Below are 26,279 nucleotides of genomic sequence, written 5' to 3' on the forward strand. Positions count from 1 at the left end.
GGCGACCTCGACGACTCCGAACGATCAGACTTTGTGGAGGCCCGTGCGCAGGTGGGACGGGAGTTCTCGGCGGTTCTTGATGTCCAGCTTTCGGTAGACCCTGGTGAGGTGTTGCTCGACGGTGCTGACCGTGATGAACAGTTCCTCCGAGATGCCTCGGTTGCTGTACCCGCAGGCGGCGAGCGCCGCCACACGCTTCTCCGATTCGCTGAGGTTGGTGTCGCCGGTGGTGGGGGTGCCGGTGGAGGCGGTGAGCAGGTCGGCGTACGCGTGCGCGACGGCGCGGTAGCGCGGGCGGGCGCCGCAGTCGCGGGTGAGGTGCCAGACGCGGCTTTGGAGCGTTGCGGCGCGGGCCGGTTCGGCCCGGGCGCGGTACGACTCGGCCAGGGCTTCGAGGGTGTGGGCCAGTTCCAGGGGGTCCTCGGAGCGGCGCAGTGCCTCGACCGCCTGGGTGAGCAGTTCCGGGCGCTCGGCGACGTCCACCGTCATCGCCCGCAGGCGCAACGCCGTGCCGCGGACCCGGCCGCCCCCGGGACCGCACAGCCGCAACTGCTCGACCACCAAACGCCGGGCCCGCTCGGTCTCGTCCAGGCGCAGCAGCGCCTCCGCGACGTCGGTTCGCCACGGGATCAGGAACGGCTGGTCCACCCGCCAGGTGTGGACCAGCCAGGCCACGTGCAGGAAGTCGGCGAGCGCCGCGCGGGCCCGGTCGGTGGCCAGGTGGAAGCGGCCCCGGGCGCGGAGGTAGGTGAGGCCGTGCAGGCTGGAGTACAGCGCCTTGGTGACCGGCCGGTTCACCTGACGGGCCGCGGCCTCGTAGTCGCCCATCGCGGTGTACACCGAGATCAGCCCGGCCAGCGGGCCGCCGAGGTACAGGCTGCCGGTGTGCTCGGGCATCGCCGCCATCGCCTGACGTGCGTAGCCTTCCGCGTCCGGCAGCCGCCCCTGATGCAGCGCCGCTTCGGCACACGCGGAGGCGAACACCGCCACCCAGCCGGGGGCTTCGCGCCGGATCGATTCGGCAAGGAAGTCCCGGCAGTGCGCCTCCGCGGCGCCCGCCCGGTCGCGGGCGATCAGCAACCGCGCGGCGGTGACGATCGGGAACAGCGTCACGTCCGTCAGCCCCGACACGCGCAGGAGCTGTTCGGCGGCCTCCAGCCGCTCGGCCGGATCGGTCGCCGACGCGCTCGGGCCGGGATCGTCCGACCACGGGAACGGCACGTCCGACTCGACGTATTCGACCCACTCGGCTCGGGGGTCGGTGCGCTTGCGGAGCCGGTCGAACACCTCGCGCGCCGCGTCGAGCCGGCCGTGGGCGCGCAGTTGTCGGGCCACCGAGGCCATGCTCGACTCGGGCAGGTCGCCGACCGCGAGCGCGGTCAACGGCTCGCCCAGGCAACGCTGTTCGGCGGCGCTCGGGTTGAGCCGCCAGGAGATCTCGGCCAGTCGCACATGGATCTCGGCCCGGATCGAGGGGTCGCGGCACTGTTCGGCGGCCAACTCCAGGTAGTCGATGGCACGTCGGGCCCGGTCCCGGGACAACGCCTCCTCGGCGGCCTCGCGCAACACGCCCACCGCCCACGGGTCCGGGACATCGTGCGCGGCGAGCAGGTGCCGGACCGTCCGCGCCGCCGGGGCGCCCTCATGTCGCAGGATCGTGGCCGCCCGGCGGTGCAGCGCGCCCTGCTCGGCCGGATCCAGGCTGTCCAGCAGCGCGGTTCGGGCCGCCCGGCGCAGGCGGTCCTCCGCGATCAGGCCGGCGGCGGCCAGGGCGCCCAGGCCCTGTGCGGTGGCCACCGGAGTGGTGCCGGCGAGCGCGCCCGATACCTCGGCGGACGCGGGTGCGCCCAGGATCGCCAGCGCCTTGGCCACCCGCCACATGCCGCCGCCGCCGCGTCGCAGGCAGGCGCGTACCGCCTGGCTGTACGGGCCGCCGGGCGCGGGCCGCAGCGGGGTCGTGGCGGGACGTTCGGTCGCCGATCGCAACTCCTCGACCAGCGCGCGGAGCAACAGCGGGTTGCCGCCGGTGATTTCGTGGAACTCGCGGGCATGCTCCCGCCCCGGCGGGTCGAACCCCACGGCCGACAGCTCGGCCACGCCGGCCGGGCTCAGCGGGGCGAGCCGGATCCGGCGCAGTCCCGGTTGGCGCAGGAACTCCGTGTCCAACTGCGGGTCCTGCAGCGTCGGGCCGGGGGAACGGGCGAACAGCACCAGGACCCGGGCCCGGGTGGAGTGGCGGCCCAGGTGCAGCAGGCACTGGACGGACGCGGCGTCGGCGTGCTGGAGGTCGTCCACGCACACCACCACCGGGTGCCGACGCGCGACGTCGTGCAGCGCGGTGGTGAGCCGGCGGGCCGCGCGCGGCGCGTCGCCGTCGTCGAGCATCTCGGCCGGCGGCGCGGCGAGTTCGGCGGGTAGGGCCGGGCCGTCCAGGAACTGGCGGAGCATGCCCAGTGGTTGCCCGCTCGTGGTGCGCGATCCGGTCGCGGTCAGCAGCAGTGCGCCGATGTCGCCGGCCCGTTCGCCGACCCAGGACAACGTCTCGGTCTTACCGCAGCCGACCCCCGCCTCGATCAGGACGATGCCGCCCTGCGCCTCGGCGCACTCCTTGAGCGCGGTGCGTAACCTGCCGAATTCCGGACCTCGTTCGATGAACTCCATGGCCTCCGCGCGCCCCCAAATGTCGGCCTGCACACGTTCTCCCACCGGTGCATGAAACCCCGGTCACATGGAACAAGTCAACCATCGGTAACCGGCCATTGACCCGTAGTGACTGTAGGGGAGATCATCCGTGGCGGGAAGGTCCGGGCCCGGAATGCCCGCGATGGCCCGCCGAGTTGCGGCGGGCGGGGGTTTGAAGTCACACGCTAGAGCGGAAGGCCCGCCTCCAGGCGGGCGAGGGCGTCGTCGAGGGTGGTGATCAGATCCAGGTCCGGCTCGTCCGCCCAACGCACCATCGTGTCCAGCATGATGCCGAACGCGGCGCCCGTCAGCGCTCGGATCGCCGGATCGTCGGCGCCGTACCCGGTTCGCTCCGCGAGCAGCGCGGTGACCGTGCGCATGACCTCGACGAAGTTGGCGAAGCTCAGTCCGCGCAGCGTCGGCACCGACAACATCAGTACGGTTCGCCGCCGTGCCTCGGCCAGTTCGTCGGGGGTCAGCGTGGCCAACGTCTCGCGCAGCGCCGCCCGCAGTGTCGGGATCGGCGGCAGTTCCGCCGGCCGGCTGCGCAACGACTCCAGGAACACCGGGTCGTAGGCGTCGGAGAGGACCAGGTCCTCCTTGGTGGCGAAGTAGCGGAAGACCGTACTCGGCGCCACCTCGGCCGCCTCGGCGATCTGCTCGACCGTGGTCGCGTCGTAGCCCCGCTCGTCGAACAGCCGCAACGCCGCGCCCTGGATGGCCGCGCGTGTCCGAGCCTTCTTGCGCTCCCGGATCCCGACCGTCGGCGCTGCGGGGGAGGACGACGTCATCGGACACCTCATGCTCGGATACTCGGCGTCCGACCAGCGTACTGTCCGGGCCTGGGCCGGGCGTCGGGGCCGGGCGGCGTGTCCGGTCAGTCGCGGGCGGGGGCGGCCGGGGCCGGGCCCACCGCGACGCAGAACTCGTTGCCCTCGGGGTCGGCCATCACCACGTGATGACCGGTGTCTTCGACCAGCACCCGGCCGCCCGCCTCGACCAACCGCGCGGACTCGGCCTGGACGCGCGCCCACCGCTCCGCCGCGTCGGCGTGCCACGGGACCCGGATGTCCAGGTGCAGTCGGTTCTTCACGGTCTTCGGCTCGGGAACGGTCAGGATGCCCAGCCGGGGCCCGACCCCGTCGGGGTCGCACAACCAGGCCGCGTCCGTGATCACGCCGCCGACGATCTCCTCGTCGGGCGCGACGTGGGCCATCCACTCCAGGCGGGTCTTGAACGGGGCGGGCGGCGGCTCGTCGATGTAGCCGAGCGCGGTCTTCCAGAAGTCGGCCAGGAGCAGGGCATCGGCACAATCGAGCGTGAAGTCGATACGGGGAGCCATGCGCGCACGCTACCCGGCGCCTCCGACAACCAACGCCCGCCACGATCACCCGCTCGGGCAACAACGCCCATCGGCCGCCCCGACCAAGCGCAAGCCACATACGCGGCGGCCTGCGCCGTGCGGGTCGGCCCGGTGTCGCTCGCCCGGCCAGGTGAGTGGCCGATCGGGTACGAGGGGCGTTCGTGTGGCCGGAGGCTGCGCCGGCCGACGGGCTGCTTGGCGGTGCGGTTGGCTGCCGCGGTGGGGCGCGCGCATCGGATGCGTCTGTGCGCCGGTTGGGGTGCTGGGTGCTGGGTGCTGGGTGCTGGGTGCTGGGTGTTTGCGGTGGTTCTCGTGGTGGGTGTGCTTGTGGGATCGGGCGGGTTGCGTGGGGGGTGCTTGGTCTGGGTTGGTGGTTGGGCTGCTTGGGGGTGTTGGGGCTTGGGCGGGTGGGTTGGTTCGGGGGCGTTTTGGGTGGCGTGGTCTTCTAGGGTGAGCGCTGTGTGGCGGGTGGCGTCGCGCGGGTGGGTCGGGTGGAGGAGCGGCGCGATGGATGTGGGCCGGCGGGTGGTGTTGGCGGCTGCGCTTGGTGGGCTGCTGGCGGGGTGTTCGGAGTCGGGGAAGACCGCCGCGCCCACGACGGCTCCGCCCCCGCCCGCCGCCGGGCGGCCCGCGCCGCCCGGCGGCGATGCGCCCCGGCCTACCGCGACCGTGCCGACGGCCGTCGGTCCGACCCGCGCGGAGATCGTCGCCCGGTACGGGAAGCAGACGCCCACCGGCTGGGGCCTCGAGGTGCCCGGGTCGTTGTCCCGGCTGCCGGGCAACGCCAAGGTGGCCGCGCTGACTTTCGACGCCTGTGGTGGCAAGGGCGGCAGCGAATACGACCGGGCCCTGATCGACTTCCTGCACGAACGCTCCGTGCCTGCGACGCTGTTCGTCAACTCCCGGTGGATCGACGAGAATCCGGCCGTACTGCGGCAACTGGCCGCCGATCCGCTGTTCGAGATCGCCAATCACGGCACCCGGCACCTGCCGCTGTCCGTGTCCGGGCGCTCGGCGTACGGGATCCCCGGGACCAAGGACGCGGGCGAGGTCTACGACGAGGTCTCCGGAAACCGGGCCAGGCTCACCGAACTGCTCGGCCACCCGCCGAAGTTCTTCCGCTCCGGGACCGCGTATTGCGACGACGTGGCGGCGAGGATCGTCACCGACCTCGGCGAGCGGTTCGCGAGCTTCCACGTGAACGCCGACGGCGGGGCCACCTTCACCCCCGAACAGGTCCGCAAGGCCATGCGCGACGTACGCCCGGGTTCGGTCGTGATCGGCCACTTCAATCACCCACGCGGCGGCACGGCGGCCGGGATCCGCCTGGCCGTGCCCGAACTCCTCCAGCAGGGATACAAGTTCGTCCGTCTGTCGGACGCCCCACAGCCCTGAGCCGGGACGTCCCCCGCGAGCCGCCACCGGGCGATGCCAGGAGCCGTGGCCGACCGGCGGTCCGGGCCCGAACGGATTTCGGGTGGCCGGCGTCGAGCGGCGCGGGGTTCGTGTGGGCCCGGGGGTAGGGGGATGTGGGCGTCGCTCCGGCCGGCTAGCCGTTTGTGCCGGGTCGGTGCCAGCGGTAGATGTACTCCGGGCGGCCGGCGCCGCCGTAGCGGGGTTCGCGGGTTACCAGGCGGCGGGCGGACAGGTGGTCCAGGTAGCGCCGGGCCGTGGGGCGGGAGATGCCCAGTGCGGTGGCCACGTCGGCGGCCGAGGTGGCTGTGCCGGTGCCGAGTTGGGCCACGATGGCTTCGAAGGTGGCTGCGGCCAGGCCCTTGGGGAGCGGGGGTGAATCGGAGGTGCCGCGTAGGGCGGCGAAGGCGCCGTCGACCGCGTGTTGGCCGCCCGCCGCCGCCGGGGTGTCGACCTCGGCGATGCGGCGGCGGTATTCCGCGTAGCCGTCCAGGCGTTCGCGGAACGCGGCGAACGAGAACGGTTTGAGCAAATACTGCACCACGCCCAGGGACACCGCCGAGCGGACCAGGCGCAGATCACGCGCCGAGGTGACCGCGACCACGTCGGCCTCGTGGCCCTGCGCGCGCATGCTCCGGCACAGGTCGAGGCCGTGCAGGTCCGGGAGGTACAGGTCGAGCAGGACCAGGTCGACCCGGCGCGTGGACAACAGCCGCAGCGCCTCGGTGCCGCTGCCGGTGACGCCGGCGATCTCGAAGCCGGGGACGCGGCCGGTGAACACCGCGTGCGCGTCGGCGAGTACGGGGTCGTCCTCGACCACCAGGGTGCGGATCACGCGTCCTCCTCCGATCGCGGTCGCGGTACGGCGGCGGGCAGCCGGACGGTGAACACCGCGCCGCCGTCGGGGCCGCGCGCCACCTCCACGCTGCCCGCGTGCCGGGCCACCGTGGCACGGACCAGGGCCAGGCCGAGCCCGCGTCCCTGCGATCCGTACGCCTCCTTGGTGCTCCAGCCGCGCTCGAACACCCGGGTGGTGAGCGGTTCGTCGATCCCGGGCCCGCTGTCCGCCACCCGCAGCAGCAACGCGCCGTCGGCGTCCGGATCGGCGCCCACCGTCACCTGCACCGTGCGCGGCGGCGGCGCGGACACCGCGGCGTCGATCGCGTTGTCGACCAGATTCCCCAGCACCGTGACCAGATCGCGCGGATCGAAGCGGGCGGCCAGCGCGTCCAACGGGTCGGCGTCCGTGTCGGCGGCCGGCCCACCCGTCACGGTCAACTGCACGCCGCGCTCGGCGGCCTGCGCGTGCTTCCCGAACAGCAGTGCGGCCAGGGCCGGTTCGGACACCGCGTTGGTGAGTTCGTCGGCCAGGTCCTGGGCGGCGGCCAATTCGCCGGTGGCGAAGCGGATCGCCTCCTCGCCGCGCCCCAGTTCGACCAGCGCGACGACCGTGTGCAGCCGGTTGCCCGCCTCGTGGGCGGACGCGCGCAGAGCGTCGGCGAAGCCGCGCACCTGATCCAACTCACCCACCAGCGCCCGCAGTTCGGTGTGGTCCCGGAAGGTGGCCACCATCCGCCCGTCGCGCCCGGTCGGACTGACGTTGACCGCGAGCGCGCGGGTGCCGCACAGGTGGATCTGGTCCGCCACGGTGCGGCCCGCGGCGAGGGTGTCCGCCAGCGACTCGTCCAGGTCGAGCGTGCCCACGTGCCGACCCTCGAAGTCGGCCGGCAGTGCGAGCAGACGGACCGCCTCGTCGTTGGCCAACACCAGCCGACCGTCCGCGTCCACCACCGCCAGCCCCTCGCGCACCGCGTGCAACACCGCGTCGTGGTGCTCGTACACCCGCCGCAGCTCGACCGGTCCGAGCCCCAGCGTCTGCCGACGCAGCCGATGGTGCACCGCCATGCTCGCCGCACAGGCCAGGGCCAGCGCGCCGGCCGCGACGGTGAGCACGAGCGGGATCTCCGCGCCGACCAGTGCATCGACGCGGCGATTGGTCACGCCGACCGAGACCAGCGCCACCGGCCGCCCGTCGGGGCCGAGGACCGGGACCACGGCCCGCACCGACGGGCCCAGGGTGCCGGTGTACGTCTCCGTGGTGGTCCGCCCGTGCGCGGCGCCGTCGATGTGGCCGAGGAAGGTCTTGCCGATCCGGGTCGGGTCCGGATGGGTGTACCGGATGCCCTCGATGCTCATCACCACCACGAAGTCGACCTTGTTCTCCCGGCGGATGGTCTCGGCCGTCGGCTGGAGGCGGGCGGTCGGGTCCGCCGAGCCGGCCGCCTCGGCCAGACCCGGGGATCGGGCCAGGGTGCGCGCCACGTCGAGCGCGCGTTCCCGGGCGGTCTGCGCGCCCGACCGATGCACGGCGTGCAGCGCCACGCCGGAGCCGGTCGCGACGAGGAGCAGGACGAGGGCGAGCTGCCACAGCAGGACTTGCCGCGCGATGCTCTGGTTGGCCATGCCGGAGATTATCGACGGACGTCCCGGGTCCGGGGCAAGACGTCCATTACCGAGGTTTCATCCACTTTGGTGGCATTCGGCGAAATTCTCGCCATGCGCGTAATGCGCGTAAGTCCCGGCCGGCGTCACGACCACGCCACGCTACGACGCGTATCGCGCCGACATGCCGATGTGTCCGATGTGTCCGAGCCCCGACGGGGCGCGCTCCGGACCGCCGGCGGCGCCACACCCGTCCCCGACCGGGAGGCCCCCGATGCCCCAGGCCACCACATCCGACCACGACGCCGGTACGCCCGGCGCGCCACCCACCCCACCGCCGCCCGCGCGCCGCCCCTGGTACACCCTGCTCTACGTCTGGGTTCTCGTCGGGATCCTCGCCGGTGTCGTGGTCGGCGCCGCCTGGCCCGGCACCGGCGAGTCGCTGCGCCCACTCGGCGACACGTTCGTCAACGCGATCAGGATGGTGATCACGCCGATCATCTTCGTCACCGTGGTCACCGGCATCGCGGGCGTGGACAGCCTGCGCGGCGCCGGCCGGATCGGCTGGAAGTCGCTGGTGTACTTCGAGGCGCTGACCACGATCGCGCTGCTCCTGGGGCTCGTGGTGATGAACGTGCTGCGCCCCGGTGACGGCGTACACGCCGACGTGGGCTCGATGAAGGTCTCCGCGACCGCGCAGGGGTACATCGACAAGGGTCAGGCCCAGTCCTGGTGGCACTTCCTCACCGACCTGGTACCGAGCAGCGTGGTGGGTGCCTTCGCCGAGGGCGACGTGCTCCAGGTGCTCTTCTTCGCGGTCCTGTTCGGCGTCGCGATCAAGCTGGTCGGCCCGGCGGCAACGGGTGTGGCGGTCGGGGTGGAGAAGACCGGCCGGGTGTTGTTCGCGGTGTTGCGCGTGGTGATGTACGCGGCGCCGGTGGGAGCGTTCGGCGCGATGGCGTTCACCGTCGGCAGGTACGGGCTCGACACGCTGACCAGTCTGGGCAAGCTGGTGGCGATCTTCTACGGCACCAGTCTGTTCTTCGTGGTGGTGGTGCTCGGCGCGGTGCTGGCGGCGATTCGGCTGAACATCCTGCATCTGCTGCGCTATATGAAGGACGAGTTGTTGGTCGTGCTCGGCACCTCCTCCAGCGAGTCGGTGCTGCCGAGGGTGATCACGAAGATGGAGAACCTCGGCGTGCCGCGCCAGGTGGCCGGGTTGACCGTGCCCGGTGGCTACTCCTTCAACCTGGACGGGACCTGCATCTATCTGACCCTGGCCGCGCTCTACGTCGCCCAGGCGACCGACACCCCGCTGTCCCTGGGGCAACAACTGAGCCTGATCGCGGTGCTGTTGCTGACTTCCAAGGGCGCGGCGGGGGTGACCGGTTCGGGGTTCGTCGTGCTGGCCGCGACGTTGTCCACGGTTGGGCACGTGCCGGTGGCGGGGATCATGCTGGTGTTCGGCATCGACCGGTTCATGAGCGAGTGCCGGGCGCTGACCAACGTGTGCGGGAACAGCGTGGCATCGCTGGTGGTGGCCTCGTGGGAGGGCGTATTGGATCGGGAACGGGCCCGGAAGGTGTTGGCGGGGGTCACCCCGATCGAGCCGATCGCACCACCGGAGCCGACACCGACACCGGCACCGACACCCGAGCAGGTGCCGGCCGCGTCGCCCCCGACCCTGGTGTCGACGACGAAGCCGACTCCCGCCTGAGCGTCGGCACCACCCCACGCGTCGTGGCGGGGCGATCGGCCCCCGGGTTCCCCTCCGTGACGCGGTGCGACCCTAGACTGAGTGTTCTTTCGCGGGACCCGGGCGCCGCGCGGCGGCGATGATCCGATGGCCGCGCACGTGGACGGGAGTACGACTGTGGCCTCAGCGGTCCACGACTTCGAGGACCCGCCGGCCGAGGTGTTGGCCGAGGCCGCCGCGGCCTTCGGACTGCTGGCCTCGCCCGCGCGCCTGCACATCGTGTGGGCGCTGGCCGCCGGCGAGAGCGACGTCACCGCGCTGGCCGAGCGGGTCGGCGGCGCGCTGCCCGCCGTCAGCCAGCACCTGGCCAAGCTCAAACTGGCCGGCCTGGTCCGCTCCCGGCGCGAGGGTCGGCGCGTGGTGTACCTGGTCGACCACCCGGATGTGGTGACCATGGTGCGCTGGTTGATCGAACGACTCGCCGAACGCACCGAGTCCGGGGCGGTGCCGGGACGGTCCCGTGGCCTGGGCGCCTGAGGTCGTACCCGGATCCGGCACGACGGGCCCGGCCACCGACCTCGACGACCCGGCCGCCGGCGTACCCGGCCCCCGGCGGCGTGAGGTCACCGGCCCGGACCCGGCCCGGGCCGCCGCCGACGCGCCCACGTTGGAAGTGCTGCGCCTGCTCGGCAGCGGTCCGCGCGGGTTGACGGAGGCGCAGGCCGACGCCCGACTGGTCCGGTACGGCGAGAACACCGTCGCCGGCCGACGCCCGCCCGGTCTGCTCCGCCGCTTCGCCCGCAGCGCCCGCGACCCGTTCACCGCCGTCCTGCTCGGCCTCGGCCTGGTGTCCGCCGCGGTCACCGCCTGGACCACCGCGTGCGTGATCGTGGTCCTGGTGGTGGTCAGCTGTGCCCTGCGCGCGACCGGCGAGCACCGGGCTGCGCGGGCCACCGCCGCACTGCGCGAACTCGTCGCCGGCACCGCGAGCGTCCGCCGCCGGGAGCACCCGGGCGGGCCGCCGCTCGCGGACCCGGCGCCGCGCGAGGTGCCGGTGGACCAGCTGGTGCCGGGCGACGTGATCCGGCTCGGCCCCGGCGACCTGGTCCCGGCCGATCTGCGGCTGCTGCGCGCGAGTGGCCTGACGGTGTACCAGTCGGCGCTCACCGGGGCCTTTGCGCCGGTGGCCAAACACCCGGTGGACGTGCCGCCGGACGAGCCCGGCGCCGACGACCTGTTCGCGCGGCCCCACCTGTGCTTCCAGGGCAGCAGCGTGGCGGCCGGCAGCGGCACCGCGGTGGTCTACGCGACAGGCGCCGACACCCGATTCGCCGGCACCCGCGTCCGCTTCCCCGGTACCCCGCGCACGCGCCTGGCCCCACCCCGCCGGGAGACCGCGTTCGACCGCTCGGTGCATGGGATTTCCTGGACGCTGATGCGCTTCATGCTGGTCACCCCGGCCCTCGTACTGCTCGCCGACTCGGTGGTGCGCGGGCGGGGCCTGGCGACGCTGCCGTTCGCGGTGGCGGTGGCGGTCGGGCTGACCCCCGAGATGTTGCCGGTGATCGTGACCACCACGCTCGCCCGCGGCTCGCGTCTGCTCGCCCGCGAGCACGAGGTGATCGTCAAGCGGCTGCCCGCGTTGCACGACCTCGGTGCGATGGACGTGCTGTGTACCGACAAGACCGGCACCCTCACCCGGGATCAGCCGATTCTGGACTGCCACGTGGACCCGGCCGGCCGGGCCGACCCCGACGTGTTGCACTGGGCCGCGCTGAACAGCTGGTGGACGCTGCACCTGGCCGATCCGCCGGTGCCGGACGCGCTGGACGAGGCGGTCCTGACCGGGTACGAGGAAGCCGGCGCACGGGAGGTGGAGACCGCCGAGCGCGAGCCGGACGCGCCGTGGACCGGGCTCGTCGCGCTGCCGGACCACCCAGACCACCCCGCCGACCACGACGGCCTTGCCGCGTCGCCGTTCGACCCCGTCCGCCGCACCTCGTGCGCGGTGGTCCGGCGCCCGGGACGTCCGGGCCCGCTGAGCGTGGTGGTCAAGGGCGCGGTGGACGACGTACTCGACCGCTGCGCACGGGTCCGGCTCGACGGCCGGGAGCAGCCCCTGGACGCCGCCGCCCGGGCCGACGCGGAGCGCCTGGCCGCGGAGCCGGCCGCCGACGGCCTGCGGCTGCTCGCGGTCGCGCTGACCGAGCGGCCCGCCGACACCGATCCCGAGGCCGCCCTCGACGCGGGCGCACTGACCCTGATCGGCTTCGTCGGCCTGCGCGACACGCTCGCCGACACCGCGGCCGACGCGCTCGCGGTCCTCGCCGATCGCGGCGTCGCGGTCAAGGTGCTCACCGGCGACCTGCCCGGCACCGCCGCCCGGGTCTGCCGCGACCTGGGCCTGGACCCCGGCGAGGTGGTCACCGCCGAGCGGATCGACGCGCTCGACGACGCCGAACTGGGCCGGCTCGCCGCCGCGCACACCGTGTTCGCCCGCTGTACGCCCGCGCACAAGGCCCGCATCGTCGGCGCGCTGCGGGCCGCCGGCCACACCACCGGATTCCTCGGCGACGGGGTCAACGACCTGCCCGCGCTGCACGCCTGCGACGTGGGGATCTGCCCCCGGGATGCGGTCGACGTGGCGCGCGAGGCGGCCGACGTGGTGCTGGTGTCCAAGGACCTCGGCGCCATCGACGAGGCGATCGTGGCCGGGCGGCGCGGCACCGGCACGATCGCCGGCTATCTGCGGATCACCCTGTCCTGCAACCTCGGCAACGTGATCGCGATGCTGATGGCCGGGCTGCTGCTGCCGTTCCTGCCGATGCTCCCCGCGCAGGTCCTGGTGCAGAACCTGTGCTTCGACGCCGCCCAGGCCGCGTTCGTGTTCGACCGCCCGGCCGCCGGCACGCTGCGCCGCCCCGGCGCGCTGCACCCGCGCGACCTGCTGCGCTTCATCACCGGCTTCGGCCTGCTCAACGCGGTTGCCGACCTCGCCACGTTCACCGTCCTGGTGCTGATGGTGCGGCACGGCGGGGAGGTGGACCAGGAGGCGTTCCACGCGGGTTGGTTCACCGAGAACCTGCTCACCCAGGCACTGGTGATCCTGCTCCTGCGCACCGGACGCGGCGTCGCGGGGCGCCGGGCGTCGAGGCCGATCCTGATCGCCTCCGCCGGACTGGCCGCGATCGGCGTGCTGTTGCCGCTGGCCCCGGTGGCCCCCGCGCTGGGCATGGCGTCGCTGCCGATCGGCTACTACCCGGTGCTCGCGGGCGTGCTCGCGTTGTACGCGGGGGCGCTGACGCTGGTGCGCCGGCGCTACGACCGGCGGCGTGCGGTGCGCGGCTGACCCTCGACACCACTGAAGTTGTACAGTTGCGCAAAACGGCAAGTAAGGTGTCCTCATCGGGCTGCCCGGCGTCGGGCGCGGCGTCGGGCCCGCGGCGTGGAAGTAGGCGAGTGGCGATGTTGCGCAACGGGTTGGAGCCCGGACACCTGCTGGTCCTGGCGATCGTGGTGATCGTCCTGTTCGGGTCCCGGAAACTGCCGGACACCGCACGGGCGTTGGGCCGGTCGATGCGCATTCTCAAGAGCGAGACCAAGGCGATGCGCGAGGACGACACCACGCAGCCGGCGCAGACCTCGGCCCGCGCGGTACGAAGCGCGCCCGGCGCCGCCGACACCGTCCGCACGACCGCCGAGCGCGAGCCGGCCAACCCGAACGTCCGCTGAGGCGCCGGACCCGACGCCCGTCGAACAGGGCGGACACCCGGACGCCACCCGTGCCGCGTCGACGACGCCGCACGGGTGGCCCGTGGTGAAGTGCCCGCTGCCGCGCAGGGATCCGAACCGTCCGCCTACAGCGTGCAGCCGTTGACCTTGTCGGTGCCCGGCGCGGGCGCCGGAACGGTCCGGCTCGGCGGCGGGGGCGTACCCCGCGTGGTCCAGGCGGACAGCGCGTCGAAGGCCGTCGCGAAGCACGGTGACATCGGCCGGACCAACTGCTCCAGCCCCTGGTACAACCCGTCGGCGTGCGTCCCACCGGTGACCCGGTAGTAGCGGTGCATCCGGCCGCGCCCGGAGTCGTCGACCATCTTCGCGTACACGTCACCGCTGCGGCTGATCGGCAACAGCGCGTCGAGCGTGCCCTGGAGGGTGATCAGCGGACGCTTGATCTTCCCGGTCAGGGACAGCCGGGCCACCGCGTCGTGCACGGCGGCCGGCCGCTTGGCGTAGACGTAATCGGTGTCGCACCCCTTGACGGTGTTCGGCGGGCAGAACGGCGTTCCGGCCTCCCCGGCGCCGTCGTAGTCGGGGTCGATCTCCTCGCGCATCGTGCGTTGCAGCGAGTCCCACAACTTCTGGTAGTGGAACTCCCAGGTCTGCTCGGAGCCCTTCGGGTAACCCGCGGCCAACATCTCCTCGTACCCGCCCGGCACCTTGTCCCGGTAGCGCGGATAGGCCCGCAGCGCGGCCGGCGCGGTGTCCAGGATGTTGGGCGAGTCGGGGGTGAACAGCAGCCCGTGCAACTCGACACCACCGGTGAACAACCCCGGGTTGTGCTCCAACTGCCACCGGACCAGGTATCCACCGGCCGAGGCGCCGGCCATGTAGGTGGTCCTCGGTGCCCGGCCGTAGTGCCGCCCGGCGACCTTCTTGGCGGCCACGGTCAACTGCGCCACCCGCTGGTGCCATTCCGCGATGGCATCGCCGGGACGCACCCCGTCCCGGTAGATCTTCGTTCCGGTATTGCCCTTGTCGGTGGCCGCGTAGGCGAAGCCCTTGGCGAGCGCCTGATCGGAGATCATCCGGTCGTTGGCGTACTGCTCGCGCAGCCCCGGCGGGCCGGCCACGACCAGTCCGCCGTTCCACTTCTTCGGTAGGCGAATGACGAACTGGCTGTCGTGATTCCAGCCGTGCGTGGGATTACTGGTGGACGTGTCCGGAAAATAGCCGTCGAGTTGCACACCCGCGACGCCGGACGGGGTGACCGTGCCGGGCGCCTCCAGGCCGAGCCAGTCGGTCGGGTCGGTGTGCCCGGTCTTCATCGTGCCGTTGGTGGTCAGATCCGCCAGGCAGGCGCCGATCACGTACTCGGCGCCCGGGACACGCGCCGTGCAGGACGAGGAGTCGCCCCGGTCCGACTCGGCCGCCGCGTTCGCCGCGGTCGAACCGAGCGTCGCGGTCAGGAGCAGCGCGGCGGCGACGGCCAGTGGACGGGTGGTCGATAGCAGCAAGGGACTGCCCTTCGTGGGGTGGATGGGAGCGCCGGGATCCGGCCCGACCCAGCCTAGGAACGCCCCCGGCCCGGCCCCAGATGCCGAATGGCCGATTCGCGGCCGGCCCTGCGGGAGCACCCGCGGCCGAACGGCACATGACCTTCGGCCAAGGTTGTGTCCCGACCCCGCCGCACCCGCCGATCCCCGCCGACCTGCGGGTATCGTTCGGCGCACCGCACCCGGGGGATCGAATGGAGATACCGGATGACCGCGTTGTCACCATCGGCCCCGACCGCGGGGGCGTCCCGACCCATGCCGTGGTTGCCGCCCGCGGTGCACGCGGCCGTGCTGCTCGGCGGGCTGTACGGCGGCCTGGTCACCGACGGGCCGGTCCGGCCGCCGCGCCTGGCCGGGTTCGTCGTGTGCCTGCTGGTATTGATCGCCCTGGACCGGATCGAACAGCGTCGGTACTCGCCGCGCACCCCACCCCGCCCGGCCGCGCTGCTCCTGGCGGCCCGTCTGGTGTTGTTCGCCGCGGCCGTCGCTCTGGACCGCTCCGGGGTGTCCCGGGCGTTGTTCGTGCTCGTCCCGATCACCGCGTTCCTCGCGTTCGGCCGCCGGGTGGGTGTGGCGCTGACCGTGGCCTGCACGGGGGCGATCCTGCTCGGGGACGTGTTGTGGGTGCCCCGCTGGTATCTGCGCGCCGACGTCGTCACGGACCTGCTGATGTCCGGCCTGGGCCTGGCGCTCGCGGTGGCGATGGCCGCGATCGCCGTGGGCGAGCAGGCCGGGCGGGTGCGGTTGGCCGACACGCTCGACGAACTCCGGGAGTCACACGCCCGGTTGGCCGACTACGCGGCCCGGGTCGAGCGGTTGTCCACCGCCCGCGAGCGCAACCGGCTGGCCCGTGAGTTCCACGACGGGCTGGGCCACCATCTGACCGCGATCGCCGTCCAGTTGGAGAAGGCGTCGGCGTTTCGCGACCTGGACGCCCGGATCGCCGAGCGGGCGATCGCCGACGCGCGCTGGTCGGCGGGCCGGGCGCTGGACGAAGTCCGGGTGTCGGTACGGGCGTTGCGCGACGAGGACGCGCCCTTCTCGTTGTCCTCGGCGCTCGCCGACCTGGTCCGGCACGTCGACGGCGGGCCCGCCCGGGTCACCCTCGATGTGTCCGGGGAGGAACGCGGCTACCACGTCGAATCGCTCACCGCGCTGTATCGCGCCGCCCAGGAGGGGCTGACCAATGCCCACCGGCATGCCGAGGCCCGTCTGGTCAGCGTCTGCGCGCGCTACGGCGAGGACGAGGCGTGCCTGGTGGTCGCCGACGACGGACGCGGGTTCGCGGTCGGGCGGGAGGAGGACGGCGGGTTCGGCCTGCGCGGCATGCGCGAGCGGGTGGACCGGCTCGGCGGGCGGGTCGAGGTCGAGGCGGCGCCGGGACACGGGACCAGGATCACCGTGACGGTGCCGCGAGAGCCGGTCGGCGCCGCGGCGGGGCGCCGATGAGGGGGCCCGAGGCGGACCCCGTACGGGTGTTGGTGGTCGACGATCAGGAACTGGTCCGGGAGGGGATTGCGTCGCTGCTCGGCATCCAGCCCGGGATCACCGTGATCGGCGCGGTCTCCGACGGCCGACAGGCGGTGGCGGTCGCGGTGGCCGAGCACCCCGACGTGATCCTGATGGACGTCCGGATGCCCGTTCTCGACGGTGTCGCCGCGGTCGCGCAGATCCGCGAACGGGCGCCGCTGTGCCGGGTGATCATGCTGACCACTTTCGACGACGACGAGTACGTGACGGACGCGCTGCGCGCCGGCGCGGTGGGCTACCTGCTGAAGAACCTGCCCTCGGCGCAACTGGCCGCCGCGGTACGGCTGGCCCGGGCGGGCGTCGCCCAGCTCGACGCCTCGATCACCCGCCGACTGGCGGCCAACCTGGCCCGCGCGGAGCCGGAACCGAGGCCGGTCGATGCCGTGGTGTCGTTGCCCGAAGCGCGCTCCGGCTCCGGCTCCGGCTCCGGACCCGGCCCCGGTGTGCTCACCGAGCGGGAGACCGCGGTGTTGCGGCTGATCGCCACCGGGTCGACCAACCGCGAGATCGCCTCCCGGCTCTACCTCAGCGAAGGCACGGTCAAGAACCACATCTCCCGGATCCTGTCCCGCCTCGGCCTGCGCGACCGCACCCACGCGGCGATCTACGCCCACGACCACGGCCTGTTGTGACGGGGGCGGGCGTCAACCGTCGCCGGGCCGGCGCGACTTCGGCAGGAACAGCACCGAGTTGACGTAGCGGCGACTGAACGGGGCCAACGTCCGGCGCAACAACCCGCGTTCCGCCACATGCGCGGTCCGGGACTGATGCCCGGCCAGATCGAACCCGGCCAGCGGCAACCAGTTCCGCCCCGGCAATACCCAGCCCGCGTAGTCGAGTTCGGCGAGCAGGTCGAGCACGGGCGCCGGTGACCCGATGCGCGTCTCCAACTCGATGAACAGCGCCGGATGATCGCGGCGCAACACCTCCTCCGCCCCGCGCAGTACCGCCGATTCGCTGCCGTCCACGTCGATCTTGACGAAGACCACCCCGGTCAGCCCCAGATCGTCGAGCCGCACGCAGGGCACCTCCAGCGCCCGGTCGTGGATCTCCCGGCGAACCAGCGACGACACACCCCGATCGCCCCGGTCGCCCGGCGGCAACCACAACGACACGGTGTCCGCGGCCCGATCGCCCGCGGCGGCGGCCACCACCCGCATGTTGGCCGGGGCGCCCTCGGCGAGCAGCCGGGCCAGGTGCGGCACCGGTTCGACGGTCACCACCCGGTCCGCGCGCCGCGCCAAGCGCCGCGACCACGGCCCGTACCAGCCGCCCACGTCCACGGCCGTGCCGCCGGCCGGGACGAAGTCGGCGAGCCGGCGCAACTCCGGTTCGAAGCGCGGATACAGCACGTCGACGGCGGTGGTGACCAGCTTCGGCGGCACCCGGGGACCGACCCGGGCGGCGAGCGTCACGGCGCGCTCCGGCGGGTGATCCGCGCGTGTTCGTCGTCGGAGACCGGCACGCCGGAGGACGGCAACAACTGCGGGATGCCCGCCACGATCGGATAGCGCCGGCGCAACCTCGGGTTGTACAACGCGTCCTCCGCGATCAGCAGGGTCAACGGCCCCTTGTCCAGCGGGCAGGCCAGGATCCGGAGCAGCGGATTGTCGGGTTCCATCGGGCGACTCCTCTTCCGGGACGGGGACTCGGTCGTGCCGGGGCAGGACGAGCAGGACGGCGCCGACGAGCACCGTGCCGGCCACGCGCAGCGCCAGCCGCGGCGGATCGTGCGGCAGCGCCTCGTCGAAGGCGACACTGCCGAGCACGGCGGTGAACAGGGCGGACACCGTGGTGCACACCGGCACGATCAACGACGCCCGGCACCGTTGCAGCGCGGTCTGGGACAACACCAAACCGGCCGCGCCGGTGCCGACGAGCAGGTACGGGTAGGGCGAGCGCAGCAGTTCCAGCATCCGGCCGCCGGGGTCGTGCGTGCCCACCCGGCCGGAGACGCCCTTGATCGCCAGCGAACTCACCCCGTACAGCAGGCCCAACGCCACGCCGTACTCGACGCCGGTGACGGGCGGGCGACCCGGATCCCGGGCCCGGCGGCCCGCCGCCGCGTACAGCCACGCCGACCCGACCAGGGCCGGCAGGCACACGGCCAGGAGTCGGCCGACCGGGGCGTGGTCGCCGACGGTGTCCGAGGACCGGAGCGAGCCGACCACCATCGCCAGTGCGACGAGGACGGCAAGCACGCCCGCGCGCTCCCGGGCGGAGGGTCGCTCGCCCAGCACCACCGAGGACAACACGAGCAGCAGCACCAGGCCGGCGACCAGGATGCCCTGTGCGGCGGCGAGCGGCAGGGCGCGGTAGACGACGAGTTGGGCGGCGAATCCGGCGGCGAGGGCGAGCGAGCCGACCAGCCACGGCGCACTGCGCAGGAGCAGCCCGATCGTGCGCAGCGGGCGGCCGACGGTGAGCGCGGGGAGCCCGGTCAACGCCCGCTTCTCCAGTACGAATCCGCCGCTGTAGAGCACGTTGGCGAGCAGCGCCGCGGCCACGCCCCACCACACGGCTACCGCCGCCGCGCGTGCACGAGCAGGATCGAGGCGAGCGAGGGGGCGGCGCAGGCGATCCGGTCCAGCGGGCGCAACGGGCGGGGCACGCCGTGGAAGGGCGCGCCGGCGACCCGGACCACCTCGAAGCCGGCCGCGACCAGGAACTCCCGAAGCGCTCGGGCGGTGTACAGCCGCAGGTGGCCCACCACCTCGGTGCCGGGGCGGCCGTGGATGCCGCGCAGGCTGACCTCGGAGAAGACCGGCTGGACACCCGCGAGCAGCAGCGCCCGGTTGTACCAGGCGGCCAGATTCGGGGTGGACACCATCAGGTGGCCGCGCGGTCTGAGCACCCGGCGCAGCTCGTCCAGCGCGGCGTCGGGGTCGACCAGGTGCTCCAACACCTCGGCGAACATCACCGCGTCCACCGCGCCGTCGGCCAACGGCAGCCCGCCGTCGGTCAGTTCGCCGCGCACCACATGGCCGAGCCGGGGCGCGGCGCGGCGCAGCGCGTCCTGGGACCAGTCGAGGCCGACCAGCGTATGGCGGGCGAGCAGCGGTCCGGCGATCGCTGCCGCCGAGCCGTCGCCGCAGCCGATGTCCACGATCAGCGCCGGTTCGGGGCCGAGCGCGCGGGCCAGCATGGCGGCCTGCCGGCGGCTGCGTTCCGGGCCGGAGGCGACCGGGACGGAGGGGTCCTCGTAGAACGCGCGCAGGCCGGCGGGGCGGGTGGCGGTCATCACGAACCACCTCCGGGTGGCGGCGGGTTCGGTGCGGCGGCGACGGCGGCAAGGTATGCGTCCAGGAGGCCGTACAGCTGCCGGGCCGCCGCGTCGTCGAGCAGCGCTCGGGACCAGCGCAGGCTCACGTTCAGGCGGTCGGCGGTGCCCGTCGTGGTCAGGGTCAGACCCCTGGGCATCCGGGTGGGTGCGGACACCCACACGGCGCTTGCCCGGCCCGCGTCGCCGAAGTCCAGCGGGTAGGGGATGCGGCCGAGGTTGCTGAGCAGGGTGGTCGAGGTCCACGGTCCGACCGCACGGCCCAGGGCCCGGGTGAACGCGGCGCGCACGCCGACGGGCAGTACCGGCGCGGTCAGCAGGGCGGCGCCGCGACCGAGCGGGGGTCGGCGCGCGGCACGGAGTTCGCGGGTGCGGCGGGCGGTGCGGCGCAGCAGGTCGGCGATGTGGTCGGGGCTCGGGTACGAGGTGTGCCCGCCGTCATGCCTGCCGTCGTGTTCCGGGGCGTATTCGCGCGGCCCGAAGCAGACGTCGACCAGGCGGGTGCCGTTGCCGATCGGCATGTCGAGGCCGCGAGGGCGGTCGTCCACGGGCATGGTGATCCGGATCGGTCGAAGCGGTGCGTCGTGCAGCCGGTTCCAGTGCGCGATGGTCAGGCACGTGGCGACCAGGAGGCGGTCGTTGACGGTGTGGTCGGCGCCGGACGGGCGGGCGTGCAGGGGGAGTTCGCCGAGCAGCACGCCGTTGCCCGTGCGCCGGTTCGGGTCGGACGAGGGCGCCGGCGCGACCCGGGCGGAGCGGGCCGACGGACTCCCGGGGTCGAGGCCGGGCCCGTCGGTCGGCGTGCCGGCGGCGGCTCGATCCGTCGTGGGCGGCGCGGCCGGCGGGTCGTTGCCGGCGCCGCCGTAGAATTTCGCCGTCGTCGCCAGCACGCGCAGGAAGGCGGGGCCGTCCAGGGCAGTGTGGTGGATCGTGCACAGCAGGACACACCCGGCGGCGGTCGGCGACGAGCGGATCACCTCGATCCGGATCGGCGGTGCCAGGGTCAGCGGCGGTGCCTCGGCCAGCGCCGCCGCCCGGGCCCGGGCCAGTGCGTCGGGTCCGGGCGGCGGGAAGCGGATCGGCTCCACGTCCGGCGCGTCGGTGAGTTCCCACGCGTAGCGGCGTGCGTACCAGGGCGCGGGTGCCTCGCGGACCAGCGCGCGGGCGTGCGTGCGCAGCGCCGCCCGGAACGCGGTGCGCAGCCGGGCCGGATCCGGCTGTCCGGGCAGCCGGATCTCCATGTGCACCGAGATCGCCTCGCCCGGCCGTACACACTGCCGGGACACCTCGTCGACGACCGGGAACGGGATCCGGGCCGGGGCCGGTTCGGCCGGGTGCTCGCGCCGAGCCGGGCGCACCGCGCTCATGGTTGGTCGGTCTCCTCGGTGTGGGACTGGTCGGGGTGGGTCGCCCCGGGGTCGGTCTTCTTGTGCCCGGGCTTCGCGTCATCGCCCTCCCCGGGTTCGGCCCGCCGCGAGTCCGGTGCCACGGTGGGCAGTTCCGCCGTATCGGCCTCCCGATCGGGAGGCCCCCCGGTGGCCTCGTCGCCGGGCGTCTGCCCGGTGCTCCGGTGTGTGGGTTCGACGGCGGGGTCCCGCCGGGTCGGGTCGTCGCCGCTGCCCCGATCCGCCTCGCCCACCGTCACCAGTGCCGCGATCAGTGCGATCAGCGCCAGGATCTGCGCGGCCGGCCCGAACGCGCCGTCCCCGGCGCCGACGGGCTCGCCCGCCCCGGTCGCCGCCGCGATGCCCGCTCCGACCATCGCCACCAACGCAACCGGCACCAGCAGGTGTTGCCATCGACGCGCCACCACCGCGAGCGCGAGCACCACCAGCGCCAACGGCCCCGCGGCCAAAACGATCACCGCCGTCAGCGCGACCACGCCCAGGATCGAGCCGGGCGCGGGCGGTTCGACCCGCGACTGAGCGTCCCCGGCCGGGAGTTCGTTGCGCCGCCGGACGAACGCCAGGGCGAGCAGGGCGGCCAGGGCCACCGCGCCGCCGATCAGTCCGCCCCGGTAGATCCCGCCCGGCTCGTAGTCGAGCCGCACGGTCCCGGCCGCGCCCGCCGGGACCAGCCAGCCCTGCTGCCAGCCGTCGATCCGGACCGGGCGCAGCTTCTTGCCGCCGAGTGTGGCCTTCCAGCCGGAGTTGCGGTTCTCGTACATCTGGAGGTAGGTGGCCTCGCCCGACCCCACGCGTACCGTCCGGTGGTCGCCGCTCCAGTCGACGGCGGTGGCCACCCGCGCCGACTGCCGGTTCGTGGGCGGCAGTTGCCCGCCGGTCAGGGTCACGTCGGTGATCTCGACGGGTCCCCGGTTGTCCGCCTCGACCGTATGCGTGCCCCGGGGCAGGGACAGCGTGGCCCCGGGAGCGTCGCCGTCGCACAGTCGCACCCGGACACTCCGACGCTCCGTCAGGTCGCGCACCGTGCCCGACACGCTCGTCGGGTGTGGCACGTTGTCCACCTTGAGCGTCGGGCCCTGGCCGCATGGCAGTTGGAAGGTCTGTCCCGGGTCGGCGGGGCGCTGCCGCAGGTCGGCCAGTGCCGGGATGTAGATCTCGCTCAATCCCACGGGCAGTTGCAGCCGCTGGTCGGCGAGTGGGTTGTGCAGGGTCAGCGGCGCGACCTTGCTGATCGTGATGGTCAACCGGTCGGTGAAGATCGAGGGGAACCGGGCCGTGCCGTTCTCGTCCACCGAGGCGGTGGTCGAGCCGAAGGGCGTGGAGATCTCGATGCGTTCGGGGCGCGCGGACAACCCGCCGGCCGCGCCGAGCACGATCTGGTCGACGGACCTGGGCTGCCCCCAGTTCAGGTGCAGTACGGGTCGATCGCCCGCGATCCACGCGGTGGTCAGGTCGCCGTCCACAAGATTGCGCGCGTCGAGCCGACTGCCGGTGTATCCGGTCGACTCGGCGGTCACCGTGATGCCCGGCGGCCGGTCCGGTACCGCGTTTTGCACGAGGCGGTCCAGCTCGGCGCCGGTGACTCCGGCGGCGCGCACGTCGACGGTGAATGTGCCGTCGGTGGCGGTGTCGAACCGCCGGTGCAGCCCGTTCTCGGCGTTCACCGGGGACAACCCGCCGGGATCCTCGTCGCGGTGCAGCGAGTAGACCCGGGTCGAGGCATCGGCGCCGGCCGCGTCGGTGGGCAGCCGCAATACCCGCGAGACCTGCACCCCGGGGACGGACACCTCGGCGAACCCGGCGCCGGACAGGCCCGAACGTGGGGACTGCGCGCCCAGGATGGTGATCTTCAACCAGCTCGCCCGGCCCGCCGGTGCCCGGACGATCTGCGCGGTGCCGTCGGGTTGCAGCGAACTCTCCTCGGAGCCCCGCGCGGTCTCCACCCGCACCCGGGTCGGCGCGGCGCGCATGGCGCTGCCTGCCAATGGCGTCAGGCGCAGCGTGTCGGGCAGATCGATCGGCCCGGTGAACGCCACCCGCAACCATTGGCCGACCGGCCCGTCCGCGCTGCCCTCGGTCCAGGCGGTGCCCGGATCGCCGTCGAAGGCGTTCACCGGGTCGAACTGTGGCAGATGGAACAGCCAGTTGCCGCTGCTGGACGCAGTCACCGCCTTCGCGCCGGCGAACACCGCCGTGGTCTGGTGCTCGGTGCCGGTCGTCGGCAGGATCTGCTTCGGCTTTTCGCCGGCGGCCTGCGCGCTCTCGGACGGATTCCGCTCGGTCGCGGTGTAGGTGTACGACGTGTTGTTGTTCACCAGCCCGAACCGGGTGTCCGCGCGCCGCAGTCCGTCCGCGATCACCTGTACCCCCGGCCGGTCGATGCCGGGGTGGTCGTCGCCGGTGAGCACGGTGGGTCGGTCACGCATGCCGGGATCGGCGGACAGTTGCAGCAGCGCCTCGGAACCGCCGCTGAGCACCGCGGTATCCGCGACGGCGCGCGTGCCGACCCGGCCGGGTCGCGGCGTGTCGGCGGGCGGCGCGTAGATCTCCACCGCCTGCCGGCGGCTGAACAGGCCCTGTACCTGGACCGGGGTGTTCTCCGGGATGCGCCCGCCGGTGATCTCCGGACCGAACGCGGTGACCCGGTGGTATCCGGAGGCGACCAGGGTGCGTTCGACCACGTTCGGCGGGACGTAGCCGATCTGGTCCGGATCGAGGTCGTTGCGCACCACCACGTTGTAGAGTCCGGCGCGGATCAAGAAGTCGCGCAGGCCCGGTACTTCACCGCCGGTGAGCAGCGCCTGCTCGATCGCGTCCGTCGCCCGGCGCTGCCCCGGCGTGCCGAACGGGACGAAGTCCCGCTGCGCCCAGGGGGAATCGGCGAGCGGATCGAGCGGATCGTCGATCGGCGACCCCCACGTGTACAGCCCGTGCGCGGTGGCGGGCACCACCAGGGCCCGGCTGTCGGCGGAGTTGTGCTCGAGCCAGTCGGCGGTCTGGTGCCAGTGGTGCGGCAACTCCTTGAAGGCGCCGGGCTGGAGGATCGTGCCGTTGAGGTACGGCCAGGCCAGCCCGGGCAGGACGAGCACGGCGGCGATCAGCGGCGCGTAGGGGCGACCGGAGCGCAGCCCGTGTCGGGCCGATGGGACGGTGCCTCGGGCGGCGGTGCTCGTCGTGCCGACCAGGTGGGCCAGGCCGAGCACCAGGGCCAGGGCCAGTCCGGGTTGGAACTTGTAGATGTTGCGGAACGGCCGGATCGGACCGTCGAGCCAGTCGCGGATCGTGCCATGGAACGGCGCACCGAACGAACCGGAGTATCCGGCAAGCGTGATCGCCGCCACGACCAGCACCGTCAGCGTCAACCAGCGCCGCTCGGGCAGGTCGCGGCGGGCCAGCCCGGCCAGGCCGAGCGCGGCGGCGAACGCGGAGCACACGACGGTGACCACGGCGGCGACCACGGTTCGGCCGGCGGGCAACCACGGTTCGCCGAAGTCGAGATAGGCGACCCAGTTGCCCGCGCCGCGCAGCAGTTCGGTCGCCGACATGGTCGTCGTGGTGGTGTCGGCCTGTTCGACGTACGGCAGGAAGTTCTCGCCGTACACACCCAGCAGGATCAGCGGGATCACCCACCAGGCGGTGGCGAGCAGCACCCCGAGAACCCACCAGGCGATCAGCCGCCACTTGCGCGGCCCGGCCGGCCGACTGAGCAGGTACAGCCCCACCGGGAGCAGCGCGGCCAGCGTGGAGGCCGCGTTGACCCCGCCCATGAACGGGATCAGCACCGCGGACCGGGCGGCCGTACGCCGAGGGCTCAGCCGGTCGGACACCAGCGGCAGCAGCACCCACGGCAGCGCGGCACCGGGCAGTACGCCGGCCGAAGTGGAGCCGATCACGATGGTGAACGTCGGCCACAACGCGTAGGCCGCCGCGCCGAGCAGTCGGCTGCGCGCGGTGCCGATCCGCAGCGCCTCCACCAGCCGCAACGCGCCCCAGAAGGCGGCGGTGACGATCAGCGACAACCACAGCCGCTCGGCCAACCACACGGGCAGCCGCACCAGGTCGGCGAGCGCGTAGTAGGGCAGGATCGGGAAGGCGTAGCCGATGTACTGGTCGGCGAGGCCGCCGAAGCCGGCCCGGTCGTGCCACAGGCTGCCCAGGTCGCCGATGAAGTCCCAGGGGTCGGTGGCCACGCCGAGTTTGGTCTCGAACGTGGTCTTGCCGGGGGACTTGGCCAGGAACCCGACCAGGACGACCACCCAGAACGCCGGCACCCACAACCGATGCCGCGCCCGCTCGGCCGGTGGTTCGACGGCCGGCGGCGCGGCGGGCGGTCGACCGGGCCGGGCCGGAGGGAGGGTCAGGGTCGTCTCAGCCACGGGTGCCTCCTGCGGGGCGCGCGCGATACCCGGCGTCGGGGGAGCCGGCGGCGGGACCGACGGATGCGTCGGGCGATGGCCGCGCCGTCACGGGCACCGCCGAAGAATGAGGAGCAGGTTCCACGTGATCACCTCGCGCAGCCCGGGGATCCGGGTGACCGTGCCGGCGAGGAAGGGCCAGTAGCGGGAGCGGGCGCTGACCACCACCACGTCGGGCCGGGCCCGTACGTACCGCAGGGTGGGGCCGACGTGTACGGCGAACAGGTTCTCGCCCAGGATGTGCTTGGGCGCGCGGCCGGTGCGGCGCGCGTAGCGGGTGCGGGCGCGTTCGGCGCCCATGTAGTGCCACGGCGCCCACTCGTGACCGCCCCACGGGGAGTACCAGTTGGTGAAGGACACGTAGATCAATCCGCCCGGGCGGGTGACCCGCACCAACTCGCTCAGCAGCGTGCGCGGATCCGCGACGTGTTCGAGCACGTTGGACGAGAAGCACACGTCGGCCGTCCCGTCCGCGAGCGGCAGCAGGTAGCCGTCGGCCAGTACCGCGCCTTCGGGCGGGGTGCCGCGTGCGGTCAACTCCCGGGGATCGGGCTCGAAGAGGTATCCGTGCGCGCCGCGCCGACGAAACTCGCGGGTGAAGTGCCCGCTGCCGCCGCCGACATCGACCACCACCCGCCCGCGCAGCCGCATGTGCCGCTCGATCTGGTCGGCGGCGTCCCGGGCGAGCAGCCCGTAGCAGCCGTCCGGGTCGCTCTGTTCGTGCCGGAAGGCGCGGAACAGCGCGAGGGACCGGCGCAGCGACGGGTCCTTCACAC

At 73.3% G+C, this 26,279-nt stretch carries 19 protein-coding genes and 1 pseudogene; 7 read left to right on the forward strand and 13 right to left on the reverse strand.

The window, feature by feature from the left end; translation table 11 throughout:
• Positions 1–24: 24 nt before the first annotated feature.
• From ACWGR4_RS25750 to ACWGR4_RS25760, 3 genes are all read right to left on the reverse strand, one after another.
• Positions 25–2,694, reverse strand: coding sequence for an AAA family ATPase (locus ACWGR4_RS25750; RefSeq protein ID WP_452130370.1), 2,670 nt, complete (start codon positions 2,692–2,694; stop codon positions 25–27).
• A gap of 173 nt (positions 2,695–2,867) precedes the next feature.
• A complete protein-coding gene (locus ACWGR4_RS25755; protein WP_380003757.1) occupies positions 2,868–3,473 on the reverse strand; it encodes an acyl-CoA-like ligand-binding transcription factor in 606 nt (201 codons plus the stop codon).
• 86 nt (positions 3,474–3,559) lie between these two features.
• Positions 3,560–4,024 (reverse strand): VOC family protein, encoded by a 465-nt coding sequence (locus ACWGR4_RS25760; protein ID WP_380003758.1) that lies wholly within the window; start codon positions 4,022–4,024, stop codon positions 3,560–3,562.
• Between the two features lie 528 nt (positions 4,025–4,552).
• On the opposite strand from ACWGR4_RS25760, the gene ACWGR4_RS25765 reads away from it, so the two are divergent.
• Positions 4,553–5,440 carry a polysaccharide deacetylase family protein gene (locus ACWGR4_RS25765; RefSeq protein WP_452134244.1) on the forward strand — a complete coding sequence of 296 codons (888 nt, stop codon included), beginning with the start codon at positions 4,553–4,555 and terminating at the stop codon, positions 5,438–5,440.
• Positions 5,441–5,594: 154 nt separating this feature from the next.
• Here the strand turns inward: ACWGR4_RS25765 and ACWGR4_RS25770 are convergent, their stop codons facing one another.
• Both ACWGR4_RS25770 and ACWGR4_RS25775 read right to left on the reverse strand, forming a co-directional pair.
• Complete coding sequence (locus ACWGR4_RS25770) at positions 5,595–6,293, reverse strand: response regulator (RefSeq protein ID WP_380003760.1); 699 nt, start codon at positions 6,291–6,293, stop codon at positions 5,595–5,597.
• Positions 6,290–7,921: a sensor histidine kinase gene (locus ACWGR4_RS25775; RefSeq protein ID WP_452132177.1), complete on the reverse strand. Its 1,632-nt coding sequence runs from the start codon at positions 7,919–7,921 to the stop codon at positions 6,290–6,292. Before ACWGR4_RS25775 ends, ACWGR4_RS25770 begins: the two co-directional genes overlap by 4 nt.
• Positions 7,922–8,174: 253 nt before the next feature.
• On the opposite strand from ACWGR4_RS25775, the gene dctA reads away from it, so the two are divergent.
• The 4 genes from dctA to tatA all read left to right on the forward strand — a co-directional run bounded on the left by dctA (position 8,175) and on the right by tatA (position 13,328).
• Positions 8,175–9,617 carry a C4-dicarboxylate transporter DctA gene (gene dctA, locus ACWGR4_RS25780; protein ID WP_452132178.1) on the forward strand — a complete coding sequence of 481 codons (1,443 nt, stop codon included), beginning with the start codon at positions 8,175–8,177 and terminating at the stop codon, positions 9,615–9,617.
• Positions 9,618–9,743: 126 nt separating this feature from the next.
• Positions 9,744–10,133 carry an ArsR/SmtB family transcription factor gene (locus ACWGR4_RS25785; protein WP_078980386.1) on the forward strand — a complete coding sequence of 130 codons (390 nt, stop codon included), beginning with the start codon at positions 9,744–9,746 and terminating at the stop codon, positions 10,131–10,133.
• Complete coding sequence (locus tag ACWGR4_RS25790; protein ID WP_452132179.1) at positions 10,117–12,945, forward strand: HAD-IC family P-type ATPase; 2,829 nt, start codon at positions 10,117–10,119, stop codon at positions 12,943–12,945. Before ACWGR4_RS25785 ends, ACWGR4_RS25790 begins: the two co-directional genes overlap by 17 nt.
• Before the next feature lie 116 nt (positions 12,946–13,061).
• Complete coding sequence (gene tatA, locus ACWGR4_RS25795; protein WP_380003764.1) at positions 13,062–13,328, forward strand: Sec-independent protein translocase subunit TatA; 267 nt, start codon at positions 13,062–13,064, stop codon at positions 13,326–13,328.
• Between the two features lie 125 nt (positions 13,329–13,453).
• On the opposite strand, the gene ACWGR4_RS25800 is transcribed toward tatA, so the two are convergent.
• A complete protein-coding gene (locus ACWGR4_RS25800) occupies positions 13,454–14,833 on the reverse strand; it encodes a tannase/feruloyl esterase family alpha/beta hydrolase (RefSeq protein WP_452132180.1) in 1,380 nt (459 codons plus the stop codon).
• A 246-nt stretch (positions 14,834–15,079) separates the two neighbouring features.
• Between ACWGR4_RS25800 and ACWGR4_RS25805 the strand changes: the two genes are divergently transcribed.
• Both ACWGR4_RS25805 and ACWGR4_RS25810 read left to right on the forward strand, forming a co-directional pair.
• On the forward strand, positions 15,080–16,321 hold the full coding sequence (locus ACWGR4_RS25805) for a sensor histidine kinase (RefSeq protein WP_452132181.1): 1,242 nt from the start codon (positions 15,080–15,082) through the stop codon (positions 16,319–16,321).
• A complete protein-coding gene (locus ACWGR4_RS25810; RefSeq protein ID WP_452132182.1) occupies positions 16,318–17,034 on the forward strand; it encodes a response regulator in 717 nt (238 codons plus the stop codon). Before ACWGR4_RS25805 ends, ACWGR4_RS25810 begins: the two co-directional genes overlap by 4 nt.
• A 12-nt stretch (positions 17,035–17,046) precedes the next feature.
• Here ACWGR4_RS25810 and ACWGR4_RS25815 read toward each other — a convergent pair whose 3' ends face one another.
• From ACWGR4_RS25815 to ACWGR4_RS25845, 7 genes and pseudogenes are all read right to left on the reverse strand, one after another.
• Positions 17,047–17,817, reverse strand: a complete 771-nt coding sequence (locus tag ACWGR4_RS25815; RefSeq protein WP_452132191.1) for an FkbM family methyltransferase — start codon at positions 17,815–17,817, stop codon at positions 17,047–17,049.
• Positions 17,814–18,023 carry a Trm112 family protein gene (locus tag ACWGR4_RS25820; RefSeq protein WP_380003768.1) on the reverse strand — a complete coding sequence of 70 codons (210 nt, stop codon included), beginning with the start codon at positions 18,021–18,023 and terminating at the stop codon, positions 17,814–17,816. The genes ACWGR4_RS25815 and ACWGR4_RS25820 overlap by 4 nt, the downstream gene beginning before the upstream one ends.
• A pseudogene (locus ACWGR4_RS25825) lies at positions 17,956–18,909 on the reverse strand (hypothetical protein); the annotation flags it as partial. The gene ACWGR4_RS25820 and the pseudogene ACWGR4_RS25825, both read right to left, overlap by 68 nt.
• A gap of 14 nt (positions 18,910–18,923) precedes the next feature.
• Positions 18,924–19,643, reverse strand: coding sequence for a class I SAM-dependent methyltransferase (locus ACWGR4_RS25830; protein ID WP_452132183.1), 720 nt, complete (start codon positions 19,641–19,643; stop codon positions 18,924–18,926).
• Positions 19,643–21,049 (reverse strand): condensation protein, encoded by a 1,407-nt coding sequence (locus tag ACWGR4_RS25835; protein WP_452132184.1) that lies wholly within the window; start codon positions 21,047–21,049, stop codon positions 19,643–19,645. Before ACWGR4_RS25835 ends, ACWGR4_RS25830 begins: the two co-directional genes overlap by 1 nt.
• Positions 21,046–25,464, reverse strand: a complete 4,419-nt coding sequence (locus ACWGR4_RS25840) for an alpha-(1->3)-arabinofuranosyltransferase domain-containing protein (protein WP_452132185.1) — start codon at positions 25,462–25,464, stop codon at positions 21,046–21,048. The genes ACWGR4_RS25835 and ACWGR4_RS25840 overlap by 4 nt, the downstream gene beginning before the upstream one ends.
• A gap of 87 nt (positions 25,465–25,551) precedes the next feature.
• Positions 25,552–26,277, reverse strand: coding sequence for a class I SAM-dependent methyltransferase (locus tag ACWGR4_RS25845; RefSeq protein ID WP_380003773.1), 726 nt, complete (start codon positions 26,275–26,277; stop codon positions 25,552–25,554).
• Positions 26,278–26,279 lie beyond the last annotated feature (2 nt).

Source organism: Embleya sp. NPDC055664 (assembly GCF_053618075.1).